This window comes from Acidobacteriota bacterium (assembly GCA_040752915.1).
Lineage (GTDB): Bacteria > Acidobacteriota > UBA4820 > UBA4820 > DSQY01 > JBFLVU01.
On record JBFMHB010000005.1, the window covers coordinates 1 to 17,830 of the forward strand.

At 67.3% G+C, this 17,830-nt stretch carries 13 protein-coding genes; 5 read left to right on the forward strand and 8 right to left on the reverse strand.

What is annotated here, in order from left to right:
- Positions 1-102 precede the first annotated feature (102 nt).
- From glnA to AB1824_01680, 5 genes are all read right to left on the reverse strand, one after another.
- A complete protein-coding gene (gene glnA / locus AB1824_01660; protein MEW5763657.1) occupies positions 103-1,503 on the reverse strand; it encodes a type I glutamate--ammonia ligase in 1,401 nt (466 codons plus the stop codon).
- Between the two features lie 60 nt (positions 1,504-1,563).
- Positions 1,564-2,811: a hypothetical protein gene (locus AB1824_01665; GenBank protein ID MEW5763658.1), complete on the reverse strand. Its 1,248-nt coding sequence runs from the start codon at positions 2,809-2,811 to the stop codon at positions 1,564-1,566.
- Positions 2,808-4,316, reverse strand: a complete 1,509-nt coding sequence (locus AB1824_01670; GenBank protein ID MEW5763659.1) for a c-type cytochrome — start codon at positions 4,314-4,316, stop codon at positions 2,808-2,810. The genes AB1824_01665 and AB1824_01670 overlap by 4 nt, the downstream gene beginning before the upstream one ends.
- 61 nt (positions 4,317-4,377) lie before the next feature.
- Complete coding sequence (locus AB1824_01675) at positions 4,378-5,517, reverse strand: acyl-CoA dehydrogenase family protein (GenBank protein MEW5763660.1); 1,140 nt, start codon at positions 5,515-5,517, stop codon at positions 4,378-4,380.
- Between the two features lie 121 nt (positions 5,518-5,638).
- A complete protein-coding gene (locus AB1824_01680; GenBank protein ID MEW5763661.1) occupies positions 5,639-6,409 on the reverse strand; it encodes a thiazole synthase in 771 nt (256 codons plus the stop codon).
- Positions 6,410-6,581: 172 nt separating this feature from the next.
- Here AB1824_01680 and AB1824_01685 point away from each other — a divergent pair, with 172 nt between their 5' ends.
- From AB1824_01685 to AB1824_01695, 3 genes are read left to right on the forward strand one after another with little or no spacing between them, the layout of a single operon-like run.
- A complete protein-coding gene (locus AB1824_01685; protein MEW5763662.1) occupies positions 6,582-9,200 on the forward strand; it encodes a protein kinase in 2,619 nt (872 codons plus the stop codon).
- Between the two features lie 52 nt (positions 9,201-9,252).
- On the forward strand, positions 9,253-9,537 hold the full coding sequence (locus AB1824_01690) for a hypothetical protein (GenBank protein MEW5763663.1): 285 nt from the start codon (positions 9,253-9,255) through the stop codon (positions 9,535-9,537).
- 6 nt (positions 9,538-9,543) lie between these two features.
- The gene (locus tag AB1824_01695) at positions 9,544-10,812 is read left to right on the forward strand and encodes a radical SAM protein (GenBank protein MEW5763664.1); all 1,269 of its coding nucleotides are present in this window, start codon (positions 9,544-9,546) and stop codon (positions 10,810-10,812) included.
- 54 nt (positions 10,813-10,866) lie between these two features.
- On the opposite strand, the gene AB1824_01700 is transcribed toward AB1824_01695, so the two are convergent.
- The 3 genes from AB1824_01700 to AB1824_01710 form a co-directional block, all read right to left on the reverse strand.
- Complete coding sequence (locus AB1824_01700; protein ID MEW5763665.1) at positions 10,867-12,744, reverse strand: DUF3857 domain-containing protein; 1,878 nt, start codon at positions 12,742-12,744, stop codon at positions 10,867-10,869.
- A gap of 41 nt (positions 12,745-12,785) precedes the next feature.
- The gene (locus tag AB1824_01705; protein ID MEW5763666.1) at positions 12,786-14,765 is read right to left on the reverse strand and encodes a DUF3857 and transglutaminase domain-containing protein; all 1,980 of its coding nucleotides are present in this window, start codon (positions 14,763-14,765) and stop codon (positions 12,786-12,788) included.
- A 291-nt stretch (positions 14,766-15,056) separates the two neighbouring features.
- A complete protein-coding gene (locus AB1824_01710) occupies positions 15,057-16,067 on the reverse strand; it encodes a malate dehydrogenase (protein MEW5763667.1) in 1,011 nt (336 codons plus the stop codon).
- Positions 16,068-16,283: 216 nt separating this feature from the next.
- Between AB1824_01710 and AB1824_01715 the strand changes: the two genes are divergently transcribed.
- A complete protein-coding gene (locus AB1824_01715) occupies positions 16,284-17,123 on the forward strand; it encodes a fumarate hydratase (GenBank protein ID MEW5763668.1) in 840 nt (279 codons plus the stop codon).
- Positions 17,124-17,133: 10 nt separating this feature from the next.
- Entirely contained in the window at positions 17,134-17,688 is a 555-nt protein-coding gene (locus AB1824_01720) for a Fe-S-containing hydro-lyase (protein MEW5763669.1), read from the forward strand.
- The last annotated feature ends 142 nt before the right edge of the window (positions 17,689-17,830 follow it).

Here is a 17,830-nt window from a genome sequence, read left to right on the forward strand (position 1 = left end):
GGGGGGTGTCAATGGGAGGGAGGCTTGGCTGTTCCCCGCGCCAACCCGGGCCGGGCGGGCGGGGGTCGGCGCGGCGGGGATCTCTTCCAGGGATCCTCGGGCCTAGGCGTTCAGGTACAGTTCGAACTCCCGGGGGTGGGGGCGCTCGGCGAAGTCGCGGGCCTCCTGGCGCTTGAGGGCCACCCAGGCTTCGAGGAGATCCTCGGTGAAGACGCCGCCTTCCAGAAGGAAGCCGTGGTCGCGCTCGAGGGCGTCGAGGGCCCAGTTGAGGGAGGTGGGCAGGGCCGGAATGGCGTTCAGCTCCTCGGGGGGCATGTGGAACAGGTCCTTCCCGAGGGGAGATCCGGGGTCCAGTTTCCTCTTGATGCCGTCCAGGCCGGCCATGAGCATGGCCGCGATCACGAGGTGGCTGTTGCTGGTCGCGTCCGGCGGCCTGTACTCGATGCGAACGCTGTCCGGGGCCTTGGCGTACCCAGGGATCCGAATGGCGGCGGTGCGGTTGCCCACGGAATAGGTGAGACGGACGGGAGCCTCGAAGCCGGGAACGAGCCGCTTGTAAGAATTGGTGCTGGGGTTCGTGAAGGCCGCCAGGGCCTTGCCGTGCTGGAGGAGTCCGCCCACGTAGTGAAGGCCCGTCCGGCTCAAGGGGCCCTTGCCCGTGGCCGCGTAAAAGGCGGAGGTCTTCCCGTCGGTGAGGTACTGGTGGTAGTGGAGCCCGGAACCGGCTTCTCCGTAAAGCGGTTTGGGCATGAAGGTGGCCACCAGGCCGTAGTTCAAGGCCACGTTGCGAACGATCCATTTGGCGAGGGCCACCGAGTCCCCGGCCTTGAGCAGGGGCATGAAATTGAGTTCGATTTCCACCTGACCCGCCGGGCCCACCTCGTGGTGGTGGTACTTCACGGGGATTCCCACGGCGGCGAGCCGGGCGCACATCTCCGCGCGAACGTCCTCGAACCGGTCTTCGGGGGAGGCGGCGTGGTAGCCCTTCCTGCGCGGCTCGTGTTCCGGCACGCGGGGGGATCCGTCGGGCGCGCCGGCTTCTCTGGAGAGGATCTTGTAGCCGCTATGCCCCGGGCGTCCGAACACCCGAACCTCGTCGAACAGGTAAAACTCCAGCTCGGGAAGCCAGAGGCTGTGTTCACCCCTCCGGACCCTGGCGAGGTGCCGCTCGGCCTTGTGCGCCACGTAGCGCGGGTCTCGGGAAAAGCCCTCGTGGGCGTCCACGTCCACCAGGTCGCCGATGACGCAAAGGGTGGGCCGATCGGCGAAGGGGTGGAGGAAGGTGGAGGAGAGGTCGGGGACGAGGACCATGTCGCCCGACTTCACCTTCCGGAAGCCCGTGACCGACGAGCCGTCCACGCCCACCCCCGCTTTCGCCGTGGCCGCCGTGAACCGCTCGGCGGGGAGGGAGAGGTGGTGCCAGCCTCCCAGAAGGTCGGTGTACATGAGGTCCACGAACTCGATGGACTTCTTCTGGATTTCGGAGAAGACGTCGATCTTCATGGGAATCTCCGCTGTCTGCCGCTGAACCGCGCCGTTCGTCGCCCGCCTTGCCCGCGGACCCTACTCCTCGTCGTCGAGGCGCCGCACTCCGGACGAGGGAGGGCCGGGTATCTTCAGCGGCTGGGAGTCCGATGGAATGAGCTTTCGAACGCCCGATTCGGCCGGGTCCACCTTGTGAAGGCCCGAGTCACCGAGGCCCGGCCGCGGGGCCGTCTCCGTTTGGCCCTCCGCGGTGGCCCTTCTCAGGCGGGCCAGCATCCACGCGCAGAGGGCCACTCCCCCCGCGAAGAGCACAAGGAACAGGAGAATGGCGCCCCACTGGGGGATCTCGACGGAGCGTCCGGGAGACTGGGCGGCGAGGGCCGCCTCGCGGGTGACGTCCCGCATGAGCACCATGGCGAGGATGGTCAGGACGAGACAGCCCCCGGCGGCGTGGAGAAACGCGCCGGCCTTCACCGAGTTGATCCCCAGCAGGGAGAGAACGAGGGCTCCGAGACCCGCCGCCAGACCCACCGCGAAGGCAATCGTGCCCAGGAGACTGCCGCCCATCAGAGACCGGAGGGACTCCGGGGACAGGACCAGGAGCCACCAGATCCCCACGGCGAAGTTCACGAGGGTCGCACCCGCGAACCAAGTGGTTCCGCTCCGGAATTGCCAGCGACCGACCTCCGGGTCCGCGGGCAGGCGCTTGGCTCCACGGATGGCCACATAAAGCCCCGCGAGCGCCACGGAGGCCAATAGAACGTGAAAGAACCGTGGCAGGACCGTGAAGTCGGCCAGGTTGAACTGGAAGCCCGCCGGGTGGTCCAGGTACTTTTGGCGGAACCTCTCCGGGTCCGTCAGGAGGGCGAACACGTTGGCTTGCACGAAGCCCACGTAACCGAGGAGGGCCGTGACGAGCAGGGCCACGTATGGGCCGGGCCCCCATGCCTGGGAGAGCTTCCTGCGAAGAAGGTAGAGGAGGGAGTACGCCGCCAGGAGAACGGGGATGACCAGCAGGAAAGGCGCGCCCAAAAGGATGCTGGCCGAGTAGAACAGGCGCCCGTGGATCACCTGGATGAAGAGGAGGGGCGCCACCCCGAATACGATGGCCATGGCCGTAGCGTAAGGGAGCAGGGCGGCGAGGCTCCTGGCCACTTCGAGGTGTTTCTCCCGGCCCTTGAAGAGAAAGGCGGACAGGAGGAGGCTGCCCCCCCAGGTGGCGTTCATGAAAAGCAGGTGGAGGAGGAAGGTCGTCCACAGGAGAGCCTTGAAGAGCCAGTAGGGGCCCGGGGCGGGGAGAAGGTCGGGAGAGGGGACGGGCATCACGGCGCGCCTCCCGCTCCGGGGCCGGTCAGGAACGCCGCCAGCATCTGCAATTCGGCGTCGGTACCGGTCCACGGCGGCATCTTTTCGTTGATCGAATCCATGGCAGCGACGAGGTCGGCGGCGTCACGGAGGCTCATGCCCTTGAAGGCGGGGGCGAGGGGACGAAAGGAGCCCTGGAGGGTATGGCACGGGGCGCAGCGCCTGGCGAAGGCCTGGGCGCCGCCCTCGGGTTCGCGGGGTTGGGTTCCCTCCAGGAGGAAGGCCGCGACGGCCCGTGCTTCCTCCTGCGTGCCCGGAAAGGGCGGCATCGGGGCGCGCATGGAATCGGACCGGTAGACCAGCGCGGCGGCGTACTCGAGGTCGAGCCCAGACAGTCGGGGCCGCAGGGCGCGGGGCCCGCGAGAGACCCCGTGGCAAGCCGAGCACGCGACGCGGAAGATCTCCGCCCCCGCCTCGGCCTCACGGCCGGCGACGAACGACTGGCGGGCGTACGGCCACGAAGCGAGGAGACCCTTTTCCCTCAGGAGGGGCAAGTCGGGGGCGCTCACGTGGTTGGCGTACACGTAGCCCGGGACCAGGAATGGCTTCCGTAACCCCTCTCTGGCCCATTCCGTCGCCGCCACGGCCACGAATGCGAAGAGCAGGAGGATCAGGGCCGCGGGGCGCCCGAAGGTGCGCGGGCGCCTGTACACCAGAAGGAGGGAAAGGAGGAGGAGGTGCAAGAGCGCGGCCCCGAGGAGGATGGCCGCGTGAAGGACGGAGGGAGATGCCCAAAGAACGTCCTGCCGGTCCCCTGGGAGCAGGCGGAACACCCCCCAGGCCGAGGGCAGCAGGAGCAGGGCCGGAAGGGCCACCCAGAGGGCCGCCGGCTTGGCCACCTCGGCCTTGAGAATGCGGTCCGAAAGGGAGGAGGCGGCGGCGAGGGCATACGCCCCGGCCAGAACCAGGCACAGCAGCGTCCGGAAACACAGCGAGGGGAGGAAGTGGGGGTTGAAAAAAGCCGCCGCGAGAGAGGGCTTCTCCAACCAGGCCCCGGGCGTGAGCTGGAAGGCCAGAATCCCGTCGATGGCCACGAGCGACAGATAGGCTGAGGCGAAGTAAATCCAGCCCACGGCGAGGTGCGTCTTCCGCGGCAGGACCTCCCACCCGTAGACGTAGACCAGGAGGCTGACGATTTCCACGAGAAAGAAGACCCACTCGATGGCCCAGACCCACACGAAGGTTCGGATGAGCGCCGAGGTTGCCTCGGGGCTGATGAGGCCGATGGTGAACCAGATGCCCACGCCGGTGACCGCGCCCACCACCAGAGTCCAGAAGGCGAAGAACTGGGCGAAGCGCTTGAGCCACTGCCTCAGGGCCGGATCCTCGGCGGCCCGACCCCGGTGCTCCATCCAGACGATGAAGAGCCCGCCGCCGATGGCGAACTGGGAGATGAAGACGTGGATGACCGCGATCAGCGCGATGATCCAGCGCCCGAAGGCCACGTCCCAGACCGGGTAGTTCATGCCTCTCCGTCCCTTTCCGTCCCCCCCGCCTCCTCTGGTTCCGTGCCCCGCGCCCGGCGGCTCACTTGAGCGTGTTCTTCGAAATGACCAGCCGCTGGACCTGGTTGGTCCCCTCGTAAATCTGGGACAGCTTGGCGTCCCGCATGATCTTCTCCACGATGAAGTCCTTGGAGTACCCGTCGCCCCCCATGATCTGGACGCAGTCGGTGGCCACCTTCATGGCCACGTCGGTGGCGTAGTACTTGGCCATGGCCGAATAGGTTCCCACCTCCTTGTCGGCGTCCGTCAGGAGGGCGGCGTTCCAGACGAGGAAACGGGAGGCGGTGATCTCGGTCAGCATCTCCGCGAACATGAAGCCGATGGCCTGGAAGGAGGCGATGGGCTGGCCGAACTGGCGGCGGTTCAGGGCCCATTTCTTGGCCACTTCATAGGCCTCCCGGGCCATTCCCACGGCCGCCGAGGCGACCCCCGCGCGGGTTCGGTTGAAAGTCTTCATGGCGATGAGAAAGCCCATGTTCTCCTTGCCGATGACGTTCTCCGCGGGCACCTCCACGTCGTGGTACTCGATCTCCACCTGGCAGGAGGCGCGCTGCCCCATCTTGGGCAGTTCCCGGCCGATCACCACCCCCGGCGAGTCGGCGGGCACCACGATGGCCGACATCCCGCGGGCCCCCCGGCCGGGATCGGTGTTGCAAAAGACCGTGTGGAACATGGCCTGCTTTCCGTTGGTGATGAAGCGCTTCTGGCCGTTGATGAGGTAGACGTCACCCTTCCGGACGGCGGTGGTCTTCACCGCCCCGGCATCGGAGCCCGCCTCGGGCTCCGTGAGGCAGAAAGCCGCGAGGCCCCGGGCCTCCACGAGCCGCCCGAAGATCTTCTTCTTGAGGGCGTCGCTCCCCCCCACGAGCAGGGGGGTGAGGGCCAGGTTGTTGGCGTCGATGCAGATGCCGATTCCCGAACAAGCCGCGCCCAGCTCCTCGCTCGCCAGGCACCCCTCGAAGGAGGAATGCCCGGCGCCCCCGTACTCCTTGGGGATGGCGCCGTTGATGATGCCCTCGTCGTACGCTTTCTGCACAACCGGCCACGGGAATTCGCAGGTCTCGTCGTACCGCCTCGCCACGGGCCGGACCTCCCGGTCCGCGAAGTCCCTTGCCTTCTCAACGAGTTCGCGGTGTTCCTTCGATAGATCGAAATTCACCATGATCTCCCTCCAGAGTCGGGAGGGACTCAGGACTCAGTGACTCAGGGACTAGGATACAGCACCCGTTTGCGCGGTCTTTTTCCCAGTCCCCCAGTCCCCTGGTTCCTTAGTCCCTTTCCTTTCATTTCACAAGCCCCTCCAGGGGCGAGGACGCCGTGGCGTACCGCTTCATGGGGATGCGCCCCGCCCGGAAGGCCTCGCGTCCCGCCTCCACGGCCTTGCGCATGGCCGAGGCCATGAGGACGGGATCCTTCGCCGCCGCCACGCCCGTGTTCATCAGCACGCCGTCCACGCCCAGCTCCATGGCCCGCACCGCGTCGCCCGCCGTGCCCACTCCCGCGTCCACGATCACGGGAACGTCCAAGAACTCCTTGATGATGGAGATGTTGTGGGGATTCTGGATGCCCATCCCCGAGCCGATGGGCGCCCCGAGGGGCATCACCGCCGCGGCGCCCGCGTCTCTCAGCCGCTTTGCGTTGACGAGGTCGTCGTTGGTGTACGGGAGGACCACGAAGCCCTCCTTGACGAGGACCTTGGTGGCTTCGAGGAGGCCCGCGTTGTCGGGGAACAGGGTCTTCTCGTCACCGATGACCTCCAGCTTGATCCACTCGGACATGCCCGCCTCGCGCCCCAGACGGGCCGTGCGGATCGCCTCGTCGGCCGTGTAGCACCCCGCCGTGTTCGGAAGGAGGAAGTACTTCTTGGGGTCGATGAAGTCCAGGAGGGAGGCCTTGGTCCGGTCCAGTTCGACGCGCCGCACGGCCACCGTGACGACCTCGGCCCCGCTGGCCTCCAGTGCCTTCGCCATGGTCTCGTAGTCCGGGTACTTGCCCGTTCCCAGGAACAGGCGGCTTCGGAATGTCTTGCCCGCGATCGCTAGGGTGTCGCCCATGGGGTCCTCCGGCGGAAGCGGAAAGCATATCAAAGTCCGCCGCCCGGGCACCACCCCGGCGGCCGGCCGGTCCTCCTGTTGACAAGCGGCGGGAGTGGCCCCATTGTGAGATCAGAATTCATTGCGGGCCAGGGCCTTGTGTCCTGGAGATCCAAGCAGGGTAGGAGGTGCCGTGTCGGACGATGGTTTCGGCATCCGCCCCGGTGTTTCTCTCGGCCATTACCGCATCGAAGCCCTGCTCGGGGCGGGTGGAATGGGCGAGGTGTTCCGCGCCCGGGACCTCCGCCTGGGGCGGGACGTGGCGCTCAAGGTCCTTCCAAGGGCCTTTTCACAGGATGCGGAGCGCGTGGCTCGCTTCGAGCGTGAGGCGAGGATCCTGGCCTCCCTGAATCACCCGAACCTTCTCGTGATATACGACGTGGGGGAGGACGGCCCCTTCCGTTTCACCGTCACTGAACTCCTGGAGGGAAAGACCCTCCGAGACGTCCTCGACGGAGGGCCCTTTGGGCGCGACCGCTCGGTTAACACGGCGCTCCAAATCCTTAAGGGACTTGGCGCGGCGCACGCACGGGGAGTCGTCCACCGGGACCTGAAGCCAGAGAACATCTTCGTCGGCCCGGAAGGGCACGTGAAGATCCTCGATTTCGGCCTTGCCACCCAGCCTTCCCCGCGCCCCGGGACCTCCTCCGAAGAGACCGCCCCGCTGGGGGCCAGAACCACCCCAGGGGGCCTGTTGGGCACGTACCAGTACATGGCGCCGGAACAGCTCCGTGGGGAGCCCGTGGATCCGAGGGCAGACCTCTTTGCGGTCGGGCTTCTCCTTTTCGAGATGCTCACGGGGCGTCACGCCTTCGCGCGCCCCTCCCCGGCCGAGGTTGTCGCGGCCCTGCTTCGCGAGCCCGCCACGGATCCGCGTGCATTTGATTCCTCTATTCCGGAGTCACTGTCCTTGGCGGTCCTTCAGTGTCTCGAGAAGCGTCCTAAGGATCGTCCTTCGAGGGCCAGCGACCTGGCCCAAAGGCTGTCGGGAAAAGCCTCTCCGGACTCCCGTCCGGGTTTGCGGAACATTCTTCAGCGCCGCCGTCTGCTCATTTGGATTGGTCTCCTTTCGGGCGTTTCCGCCGTCCTTTTCTGGATCGTGCTCGGGCGTGGAGGGGACGGGCCTCCGGCCGTCCAACCCCGGCAGGTGACGGCCGGGACCTCCGTGGAATCCGAACCGGCCCTTTCACCCGACGGCCGGACGGTGGCCTACGCCGCCGAGACGGGCGGAAGGAGGGACGTGTGGATCTCCGACGTCGGTGGAGGTCCCGCCCTGCGCCTCACCGCCGACGGAGAGTCCAACCGCTCCCCTGCCTGGTTTCCTGACGGGTCGGCCCTGGCGTTCGTCTCGTGGAGGGGAGGGCGGCCCGGGATCTGGAAGGTTGGGCGCCTCGGGGGAGCTCCCGTCTCCCTGTTGAAGGACGCCGAGGATCCGGCGGTTTCGCCGGACGGGTCCCTCCTCGCCTTCACTCGGGCAGGGAGAGATGGATTCCTCCGTATCGGGGTGGCCTCACTGGACGCCCCGGGCGAGGCCCGCCTCCTTTCGGACGGGAGTGGAGGGATCTGGGACCACCGCCACCCGTCCTGGTCTCCGGACGGAAGGGTCCTCTGCTACGAAGATCACAATGACCTCTGGCTTCTGCCTCTTGACGGTGGGCCGGTCCGCGCCCTCACCCGAGACGATCCGCCCGACACCTTTCCCCGCTGGGCGCCCGACGGCGACCACATCTATTTCACTTCTCTGCGCGAGGGGACATCTGCGATCTGGAGGGTGTCCACCGGATCGGGGCGGACAGAGCGCATCACCCTGGGCGCCGGCTCCGAGGTCGCTTCGAGCCTGTCCCGCGACGGCCGTCGGCTGGCCTATTCCACCTCCATCAACCGCGGGGGCCTCGTCCTGGTGAACCTCGCCACCGGGGACCGGACCTCCCTCCGCCCAGGCCGGGAGGCCTACGAGCCGGACCTTTCGCCGGACGGCACGTCCCTCGTCTTCACCAGCAACCGGGGCGGGCGCTTCGATCTCTGGCGCGTACCGCTGGACGGAGGCCGTCCCGCGGGAGAACCGGAGCGCCTGACGGAAACCAAGGGAAGCTGCTCCCACCCGACGTTTTCTCCCGACGGAAAGTGGATCGCCTACCACCGTCTTGAAGAAGGGAAGCGCGACGTCTGGCTGCTGCCCTCTGTGGGGGGCGAGTCGTTCCGGGTCACCGGAGAGGGGTCTTCCGATTTCCTTCCGGAGTGGTCGCCGGACGGCCGCTTCCTGGCCTTCATTTCGGATCGCTCGGGGTCAAACGAAGTCTGGGCCGTCCCGGTGACGGACGGGCGGGCGAGCGAATCCTGGGAGCGGCTCACGCGCCTGGGCATCGGCCTCTTCGGATTCGCATGGAGTCCGGACGGACAATCTCTCGCCTGCGTCGCGGGGACGGCCGGGAGCAGCGACGTCTGGCTCTGCCCGTTGGGCGGCGGCGAGGCCAGGCGGCTGACTTACGAGGCGGGCGCCCGGTTCGTCGCCTGGGATGCCCCGGGCCGTCGCCTCCTCGTGACGGGCACCTGGGGCGGGGCGAAGTCCGGGATTCGGGCTGTCTCGCCGGAAACGGGTGTCCTGGCCCCTGTTCCTGAGACTCGGCCCTCGGAGCCCGGGGGCGAGCCGCAGGATTGCGGGGTATCGGCCGACGGACGCCTGCTGGTGTTCTACGAAGCGGCCGCCTCGGGGGACATCTGGGTCCTCGAGGCGATGGACCGGCCGTTCTGACGTTTCGGGATGCGCCTCCCTCCTGTTGGGAGACGGATCCAAGGAGGTGACCATGCCGTCAGCCGTCCTACCCTGCCACGTGGCCGGTACGCTCTTCTTCTTTCGGGAGGTCCACCCCCCGATCGAAGACCTTCCGAGGTACCGGGTCCTGAGGGACATCCTCTTCCGGCTGGCGGAAGAGGGGAAAATGGAGGAGCCTCTCGACGGACCCACCGCAGAGACGTTTGCGGAGTTTCTACAGTTCGTATTGGCGAAGGTTCCGATTCCGAATCCCCTTCCGGGCATGCCCTTCAGTTGCTGTTCGGTGCTCCTCGGACCCATCCGTCCGGAGGGCTGAGGACGGATGGAAGGTCCGGCGGCCCCTTCGGGGGCGGCGCCTAAACGGGCTGAGTGCGGCGGGTCGGGGCGGAGCGCTTTCCGCGGGCTCTCCCTCGGCCTGACGGCCCGGTGCAACCTGAGTTGCGCGTATTGCTACCAGCGGCGTGCGTCCCGCGACATGGACCCTCGTACGGCGAGCCTCGCCCTCGGCATGCTGGAGGAACGCGGAACCCCTCCCTTCCGGCTCGAGCTCACGGGGGGCGAACCCCTCCTGTCCCGGGAACTCGCCCTCGCTTGCGCGGAGCGATTCCGGACCTTCGCGGGCTCCGAATCCGAGTGCGTCCTCGCCACCAACGGGCTCTTCTTGGACGGGACCCTCCTGGACCGGCTCGTGGAATTTGAGGTCACACTGGCCCTGAGCTTCGACGGCGTTTCGGGGGCGCAGGACCTCCGCGCTCCGGGGAGCGGCGAGCTCCTCGTGAGCATCCTCGGATCCATCCGGAAGAACCATCCCGCCTACTTCCGCCGGAGGGTCCGGATCTCGGCCGTACTGGTGCCGGAGACGGTTCCACATCTCGCCGAATCATGCCGGAGGCTCATGGACACCGGCGTATCGGAGATCCGCTTCCAGACCGCGGCGGGTGCGGACCGCCGCTGGAGTCCCGGGGACGAACCCCTCCTCTTCCGGCAGGTGGAGGAGGCGGCATGGGATGCGGCGCGGCGGTACGAGGAGGCGGGAAGCATTCCCCTGGAATTTCTGCGGCCTCAGGGGGACGGAGCGGGCCTTCGGGAAAGGGTGGAGCCCTCCTGCAACACATTGAGCGGTGAGTCCCTTTTCGTGGACCCTTGGGGGGTGGCTTGGACCTGCCCTCTCTTCGCGACCTCTCTTGTTCGCGACCCGGCCATGTTCCAAAGGTTCGAGCCTGCGGTGCGCCTGGGGCCAGCGGATTCGCCGGCGGTTTGGGATCGTCTTGTGGATGCGCGCTCGGCGGCCCTGACCTCGTCTGTCCTTGCGCCCAGGACCTGGGATGGGGCCTCGGCCGGATCGTGCGGAAGCTGTCCTGCAACGCCCCACTGCCGCTCTTGCCCCGCGACCCGCTTCCTCTACGCCAATGGGCGGGAGGGGAGCGGCCCCCCACCCTTTCACTGCGCCTTCGAACGGGCCGCCGCCGAGGGCCAGAGGCGCTTCGAGGCTCTAGCGGGCCCGATTCCCCCCCGGCGGTTTGCCGTCGCCGTTGCGGTGGGGCGCCGATGGTTCGACGGATCGAGTGGTGGAACCCGTGAGGGTGACTGAAACGAAACGGGCGGTCCAAAAGGACCGCCCGCCGCGTTCAGCCGTTGCCGCGGATCAGGGTTTTGCCGACCAGACCACGGTGCGGCCCGCAGGATTGTGGGCGCCCGCAAAGAGCGCCTTCAGATCCCCGTAGGCGTCGGGGGCCACCACGGCACCCGAGAGTTCGGCTTTCCATTCGTAGGCGAGGCCCTTCTCGGAGGATTGGAAGGCCCGATGGAAGGAGCCCGCCCGGTTCCGGATCTCGGTGGGCGGGGGCACGTAGAGAGGCCGGAGGCCCTCGGGAAGGGTGAAGGTCACCGTCACGTGCTCCCGGCCCGCGTGGGGCAGGACGGTGGGGAGGGATCTCCGGCTCACGTGGCTGTTGGCGAAAGCAGCCAAAAGGGACGGCTTGGGCACCCCGAGGGCGAGCGCTTTGGCTCCGGAGGCCGACGGAGAAGGGGCGGTGAAGGAGGTCTTGATGACCACCTGGCCGGGCTCCAGACGTACCACGTCGGACTTCGCCACCTCCGCTCCGGGCAACACGGAGGAAAGGAGGGCCGACAGGACCGCCTTCTGGTCCTCCGCCGATCCCTGAACGGCGTAAAAGGGGCTGTACCGTCCCGAGAAGAGGACGGTGCCTTCGCCGGACAGCGAAAGGTCTGAAGCGACCTTGACGTCGAGATTGGCCCAAAGGAGGTCCGTACCGGGGTAGTCCAGGGTGTGAAGCTCCCCGATGCCGGCCACCAGGGGCAGTCCCTTGAGCCCGGCCAGCTCCCTCTGGGAGCGTTCCGAGAGGGGGGCGGTGGGATCCAGCCACAGGGGGCTTTGGCCCATTTCCACGCGGAGGATCGGCCTGTCCATCAGAGCCAGGGAGGGCACCGGGGCAGGATCGAGCCCGCCCGGAACGGCCGGGTATCCGAGGGCGATGGCGGCCTGAAGGCCGGCGCGAGTGAGCATGGACTGAAGGAGGACGGCCTTGTCGAGGGCGTGTCCGTACCCGGCGTCGAAGGTGTCGGCGGCGGCGCGAGGCTCGTGGTCGAAGGCGGCCAGCGGCCACGATACGTTGTTGATGGACTCGGCCACGTAGGCATGAAGCTTGAGGGCCCGCTCGAAGCCGCCCTGGACGTTCCGCAGGAGTTCGTCCACCTTGGCGTCCAGGGCGGGGGAGGATGCCGCGGCGGCCTTCGCGACCAGCCTCGAAAGGATGCTGTTCTGGTGGCCCCAATCCGGGCACGTGGAGAAGACGAGGGTGGGGAGGAACCCGTCGGCTCCGTGATGCAGTTCGCTGGGGGGGACGGCGGGGACGTTGGAGAGGGTCCACGTGGTCGTTTCCGCTCCGGAGGCTCGGGTGACGGAGGGGGAGGCTTCGGCGCCGAAGAGGCGGGCGTGGACCTCCATGCCTTCGGGGACCGTCAGGGAAACCTCCCGCACCAGGGCGGGCCGGTCGTTCTGGAGGACCACGGCCCCTTCGAAGAACCGGCGCCAGGGCTTGCGGTCGGCGACGGTGTAATCCAATTCCACCACGGCGTTCACGTCGAGGCCCACCTTCGTGATGACCATCTCCCGCCAGAGGGCGTAGGCCGGCGCCTTCTCGAGGGCGAAGGGGGTCCGCTCGTTGAAGGAGTTGGGTTTGGCGTCCACCGTGAGGCCTTCCGGCGTGTAGGTCCGGCACCGGGTCACCGAGAGGTCCTGAAGCTCCTTGTGGAAGGCGACGTAAGGGTCTCCCGCGTCGTCCATGCCCTGGTAGGTCAGCATCTTCTCGCGCAGGGAGACGGACTTCTCCACCCGGCCGTCGGGATGGAGGGTGAAGGCGATCTTTTCCGAGAGGACGAGGACGTCCGCCGAGGGGTATTCCTTGGCGGTGGGGGTGGCGGCGTACTGCGGCGGAAGCCCGGCCGCCCAGAGGGGAAGGACCGCGGCGAACAGCGTGGCGATCAGAAGCGTTCTTTTCATCTCTCTCTCCGGCTTTCCAGCTCTCGATCTCTCCTCGCCGTTCATTTCCCCACCACCACCAGGGCCTTGGACAGCCCGTTGACAGCCTCCACGGCGTCCCTCAGACCCGGGTACTCCGCGGCGGGAACGATCTTCTTCTTGACGGCGAGCCTCTCTCTAAGGACGAGAGCGCCGTTCTCCACCGCAAGGGACGCAGAGAAGTCCGCCGAGGGGGACTCCACGGCCTTCACCTCGGGGGCGGACTTGAGGCCGTAGCCCTTGGGAAGGGCCAGACGCTCCTCGAAAAGGAACTCGCGAGTGGCCCTCAGAAAGATGTCGTACTTGCGCTCCTTGCCCTTCACGGCCAGCAGGAAATCCGTGAGCCTCGGGCTCTGGAGGATGTTGCGGGCCAGGGGAGGGGTGAGGATCATCTCCTTTCCGGTGACCATGGCGTACCCGGGGGCCTCCACGCGGAGGCTCATCCGGAAGGGCTTCGTCACGTCGATGGGGTCCGTGTAGGAGTAGTCCACGAGGCGCGCGGCGGGGGAAATGGCCGCCACGAACTTCTCGAGGTTGGAGCGGACCTCGGCGGCGGGGCTGTTCACGACCAGCCAGACCAGGTTGGTCTCGCTGTAGGCGCCCCCCGAAATGGAGAGGGTAGTGTCGAGGTCGCCCTTCTCGTTGATCGAACCCGTGGAGACGACTCGGATGAAGTTCTCCGAAGCGTCGGCCGGAGGCGTCTCCATGAGGACCTCGCCGCGGGGAGAGCCGATGACGTAGTTCTGGGGCCTCTCGGCGGAGGACCAGACCTCCCGGCTGAAGGGGCACCAGGTCGGGTCGTAGAGTTTGTACTGGTTGGGCGCGATTTCCGTGGCCACGACGCAGTGGTTGAACTGGTCCGCCGGAATATCCTCCACGCGGGCCCCGGCCATGGTCATGGCGGGGAACGTGTTCTTGAACCCCGCCGCGCGGAACATGGTGACCAGCATGCCGGCGATGTCCTTGCAGACGCCCGCCCGGTCGTTGAAGTCCATCTTGCCCGGGTGAAGGGTGTAGCCTTCGCCCTTGCCCATGCTGATGCCGCTGTAGCGGATCTGCCGCGCCACCCACGCCAGGAGCGCGAGCCTCTTTTCGTCGTCGGTCTTCAGGCCGCGAATGATCTCCTGGGTCTTGGCGAGGATGGCTTCGTCATACGCGAAGGTGTCCACGTCCTCGTTCACGTGGTAGAACCACCGGCTCTTCTCGGGCCAGTCCATGACCGTCGCGAGCACCAGCTTGGGGAAGGCGTCCGTGTCCTCCACCATGCGCGGCTCGCGCTCGGCGGCGGGGACGTTCTCCTTCCACCACGTGTAGGACAGGGTCTTCTCGTCGAAGCCCGCCTCGTGGCCCAATTCGCCGTTGTAGACGCGGGCCCGGATGGGCTTGTCCTTGGGAAGGACGATGGTGTAGCTCTTGCGCACGATGGGCCGGTCCCCCTGGAAGAGCACCACGTCGTAGTAGTGACCGCGCATGGGAGGGATGTAACGCTCGTCGTCCTGCGAAACCTGATCGCGCAGGTAGGCGATGACGAAGCCCTTGGAGTAAGTCTTGATCTCCACGGCGTCGCCCGGGTGAAGCTTGGGCACGCTGGCCACCTTCATCCTGGGGCCCCAGTAGATCATGTACTGGGGCTGGGGCAGGTCATGGACACGCCCCGCGGGCACTTCTTCCGGCCTCCCGTCCCTTCGAAAAACGGTGAGGCTCTTGACCTCGGCGTAGGAGGAGGCCGGATCGTAGTCGAACCTCAGGGTGGCGCATTCGGCCGCCCCCTTCTCCGTGAGCACCTTGATGAGTTGGGTGCGGTTCACGTGGCTCAACCCCGAGTCTTCCACGTCCACGCGGGTTTCGTCCGAAACGACCACCGCGTCCGCCCCGGGGTATTTTTCGGCCGTCACCCCCTTGAGCTTCTCGAAGGTGGGGCCGTACTCGGCCGCCCTCCAGGCCAGCCCGCTCCAAACCGCCAGAACGAGCGCCGCGACCAGCGCCCTTCCCGCTCTCCGCATCGGTGCCTCCTCGGTTGGCGCGGTTCCGGTTCTACCGCCGGCGCCGCGAAGGGGGGATTCTAGCAGAAAGGGAAAGATTGCGCGCATCCCGGGGCCGAGGGCCGCTCTCGCGGGCCGAAGGGCCCGATTCGGGGGGCGAGCCGCCCGGAGAGGGGATTCGGGGGAGGCCCCGAGACCGGCCTTCCGCCCCGCGCTCGAGCCGTCCGCCGGTCGTTCGCCAGCGCGCCCGGCATGAAAAGGGCTCCCCGCCGAGGCGGGGAGCCCTGGATGAGTGGCGAGGCGGGCCCGGAATTACAGGCTCTTGAGCATCCCATCGGCCTCGTCGCAGGTCTTCTTGACGCCGTCCACCGATTTGGCGAGGGCGGCCTTTTCTTCGGGCGTGAGGTCCAGCTCGATCACCTTCTCCACGCCGTTCTTTCCGATGATGGCCGGAACGCCCACGAAGAGGCCGTTGACACCGTACTCCCCTTCGAGCTTGGCGCAGACGGGCAGGATCTTGCGCTTGTCGTAGATCACCGCCTCGGCCATTTCGAGCGCGGCCCAGGCGGGGGACACGAAGGCCGAACCGAAGCCCAGCAGGCCCACGACCTCGCCGCCGGCCTTGCGGGTGCGCGCCTCGATCTTGGCGAGGGTGTCGGCGTCGAGGAACTTGGTGACCGGGATGCCGGCGATGAGGCAGGAGCTGCGCACCGGAACCATGTCGTCCCCGTGGCCTCCGAGGACGATGGCGTTCACGTTCTCCACCGACACCTTGGCCGCCTCGGCCACGAAATAGCAGTAGCGGCCCGAGTCGAGCACGCCCGCCATGCCGAAAAGCTTGCTCTTGGGCGGCGCCAGCCGCTTGTCGAGGGTGTAGACGATGGCGTCCAGGGGGTTGGCGATGGAGATGATCATCGCGTTGGGGCAGTACTGCTGGATGCCCTTGGCCACCTCGATGGTGACCTTGAGGTTGATGGCGAGAAGCTCCTCGCGGCTCGGGAAGGTCCCGTCCGGGCGGGCCTTGCGGGGCACGCCGGCGGTGTTGATGACCATCTCCGCCCCGGCCAGGGCCGAATAGTCCTTGGAGCCGACGAGCTTGATGTCGCGGCTGATCGTGGGCAGGCCCTCGGCGATGTCCAGGCACTTGCCGATGGCCACCGACTGCTTCTTGAGCACCTCCTGGCGCTCGGGAGGATCGTTTGGGCCCGCCATGGGCGCCGGATCCACCAAACCCACTTCCCGGGCGAGCCTCCGCTGGGCGATCTCCTGGGTGAGAACGCCGCCGATGAACCCACCGCCGATGAGACCGATCTTGTTCAGCATGTGCCCATCTCCTTTCAGTGTGCCTCTGGGTTCCGCCCCCCAGCGGTCCCGCGGCGTACCTACGCCGTGGCCCCGCCGGACTCGTTGAGCCGAGTATACCACCACACGGGGCCTGTGCGGGACAAGGACGGCACTTGTCACCGGAGGTCCGTGGGGGGTATCATCCACCCTTCGGGGGCCTGGAGATCCGGGCCCTCCACTGCACGGGGGAGGCCCATGAGGACGGTGAAGGCTCAGGAGGTCACCGAGGCCCTGGCCAGGGTGGCCATGAACGCCAATTTCGACATCGGCGCGGACATGCTCAAGGCCTTCGACGAGGCCCTTGCGCAGGAGAAGTCCGAGGCCGGGCGGGAGGTCATCCGCCAGATTCAGGAGAACGCGCGCATCGCCCGCCAGGAATGCGTGCCCTACTGCCAGGACACGGGGTTCGCCGTCGTCTTTGCCGAAGTGGGGCAGGACGTGCGCGTGGAGGGGAACCTCACGGAGGCCATCCACGCGGGCATCCGGAAGGCCTACGGGGAAGGGTACCTGCGCAAGTCCATCCTGAACGACCCCATCCAGCGCAAGAACACCGGGGACAACACGCCGGCCGTGATCCACTACGAGGTGGTCCCCGGGGACAAGATCCGACTGACCTTCGGCGCCAAGGGAGGCGGGAGCGAGAACATGTCCAAGCAGGCCATGCTCAAGCCCGCCGACGGCCTTGAGGGGGTCAAGCGGTTCGTCCTCGAAACGGTGTCCGCGGGCGGCGCCAACGCCTGCCCGCCCCTGGTCATCGGCGTGGGCCTCGGGGGCACCTTCGAGAAATCCTGCATTCTTTCGAAGAAGGCCGCCATGCGCTCGCCCTTCCACCGGAACCCCGATCCCTTTTACGCGGCCCTGGAGGACGAACTGAAGGTCAGCCTGAACAAGCTGGGCATCGGGCCCATGGGGTACGGCGGCACGGTGACGGTTCTGGGGGTCAACATCGAGGTCTACCCCTGCCACCTCGTGGCCCTGCCGGTGGCCGTGAACGTGAACTGCCACGCCGACCGGCACGGCGAAGTGGAACTCTGAGGAGCGGAAGATGGCCGAATACACGTTGAAGACGCCCCTCACGGACGGGGATGTGGAGAAGCTCCGGATCGGCGACAGCGTCCGCCTCTCGGGCGTGATCTACACGGCCCGGGACGCCGCCCACAAGCGCATGATCGAGGGCCTCGACAAGGGCCAGCCCCTGCCCTTCGACATCAAGGGTTCCCTGGTCTACTACGTCGGTCCGAGCCCCACCAAGCCGGGAAACGTCATCGGCTCGGCGGGTCCCACGACGGCCTACCGCATGGACCCCTACGCCCCGCGGCTCATGGAGATCGGCATGAAGGGCATGATCGCCAAGGGCAAGCGAAGCGACGCCGTGAAGGAAGCCATGGCGAAGCACAAGGTGGTCTACCTGGGCGCCACGGGCGGGGCCGCGGCCCTCATCGCCAAGTGCATCAAGAAGTGCGACGTCATTGCGTACGAGGACCTGGGCCCCGAGGCGGTTCGGCGACTCGAGGTGGAGGACATGCCCCTGGTGGTCGTCACCGACTGCCACGGAGGCGACCTCTACATCGAGGGCCGGAAGAAGTACGAAGTCTCCTGACACACCTCCGAACGAGAGGCCCGTTCGGCGGCGGATTCGACCGGGGGCGGGCCTTCGCGGCCGCCCTCTCGCTCATTTCCACGTTTCCCGCCGTTGCAGTCGTTTGTCCCACGTCCTTACCCTTGCCCCCCCGCGGACTCGC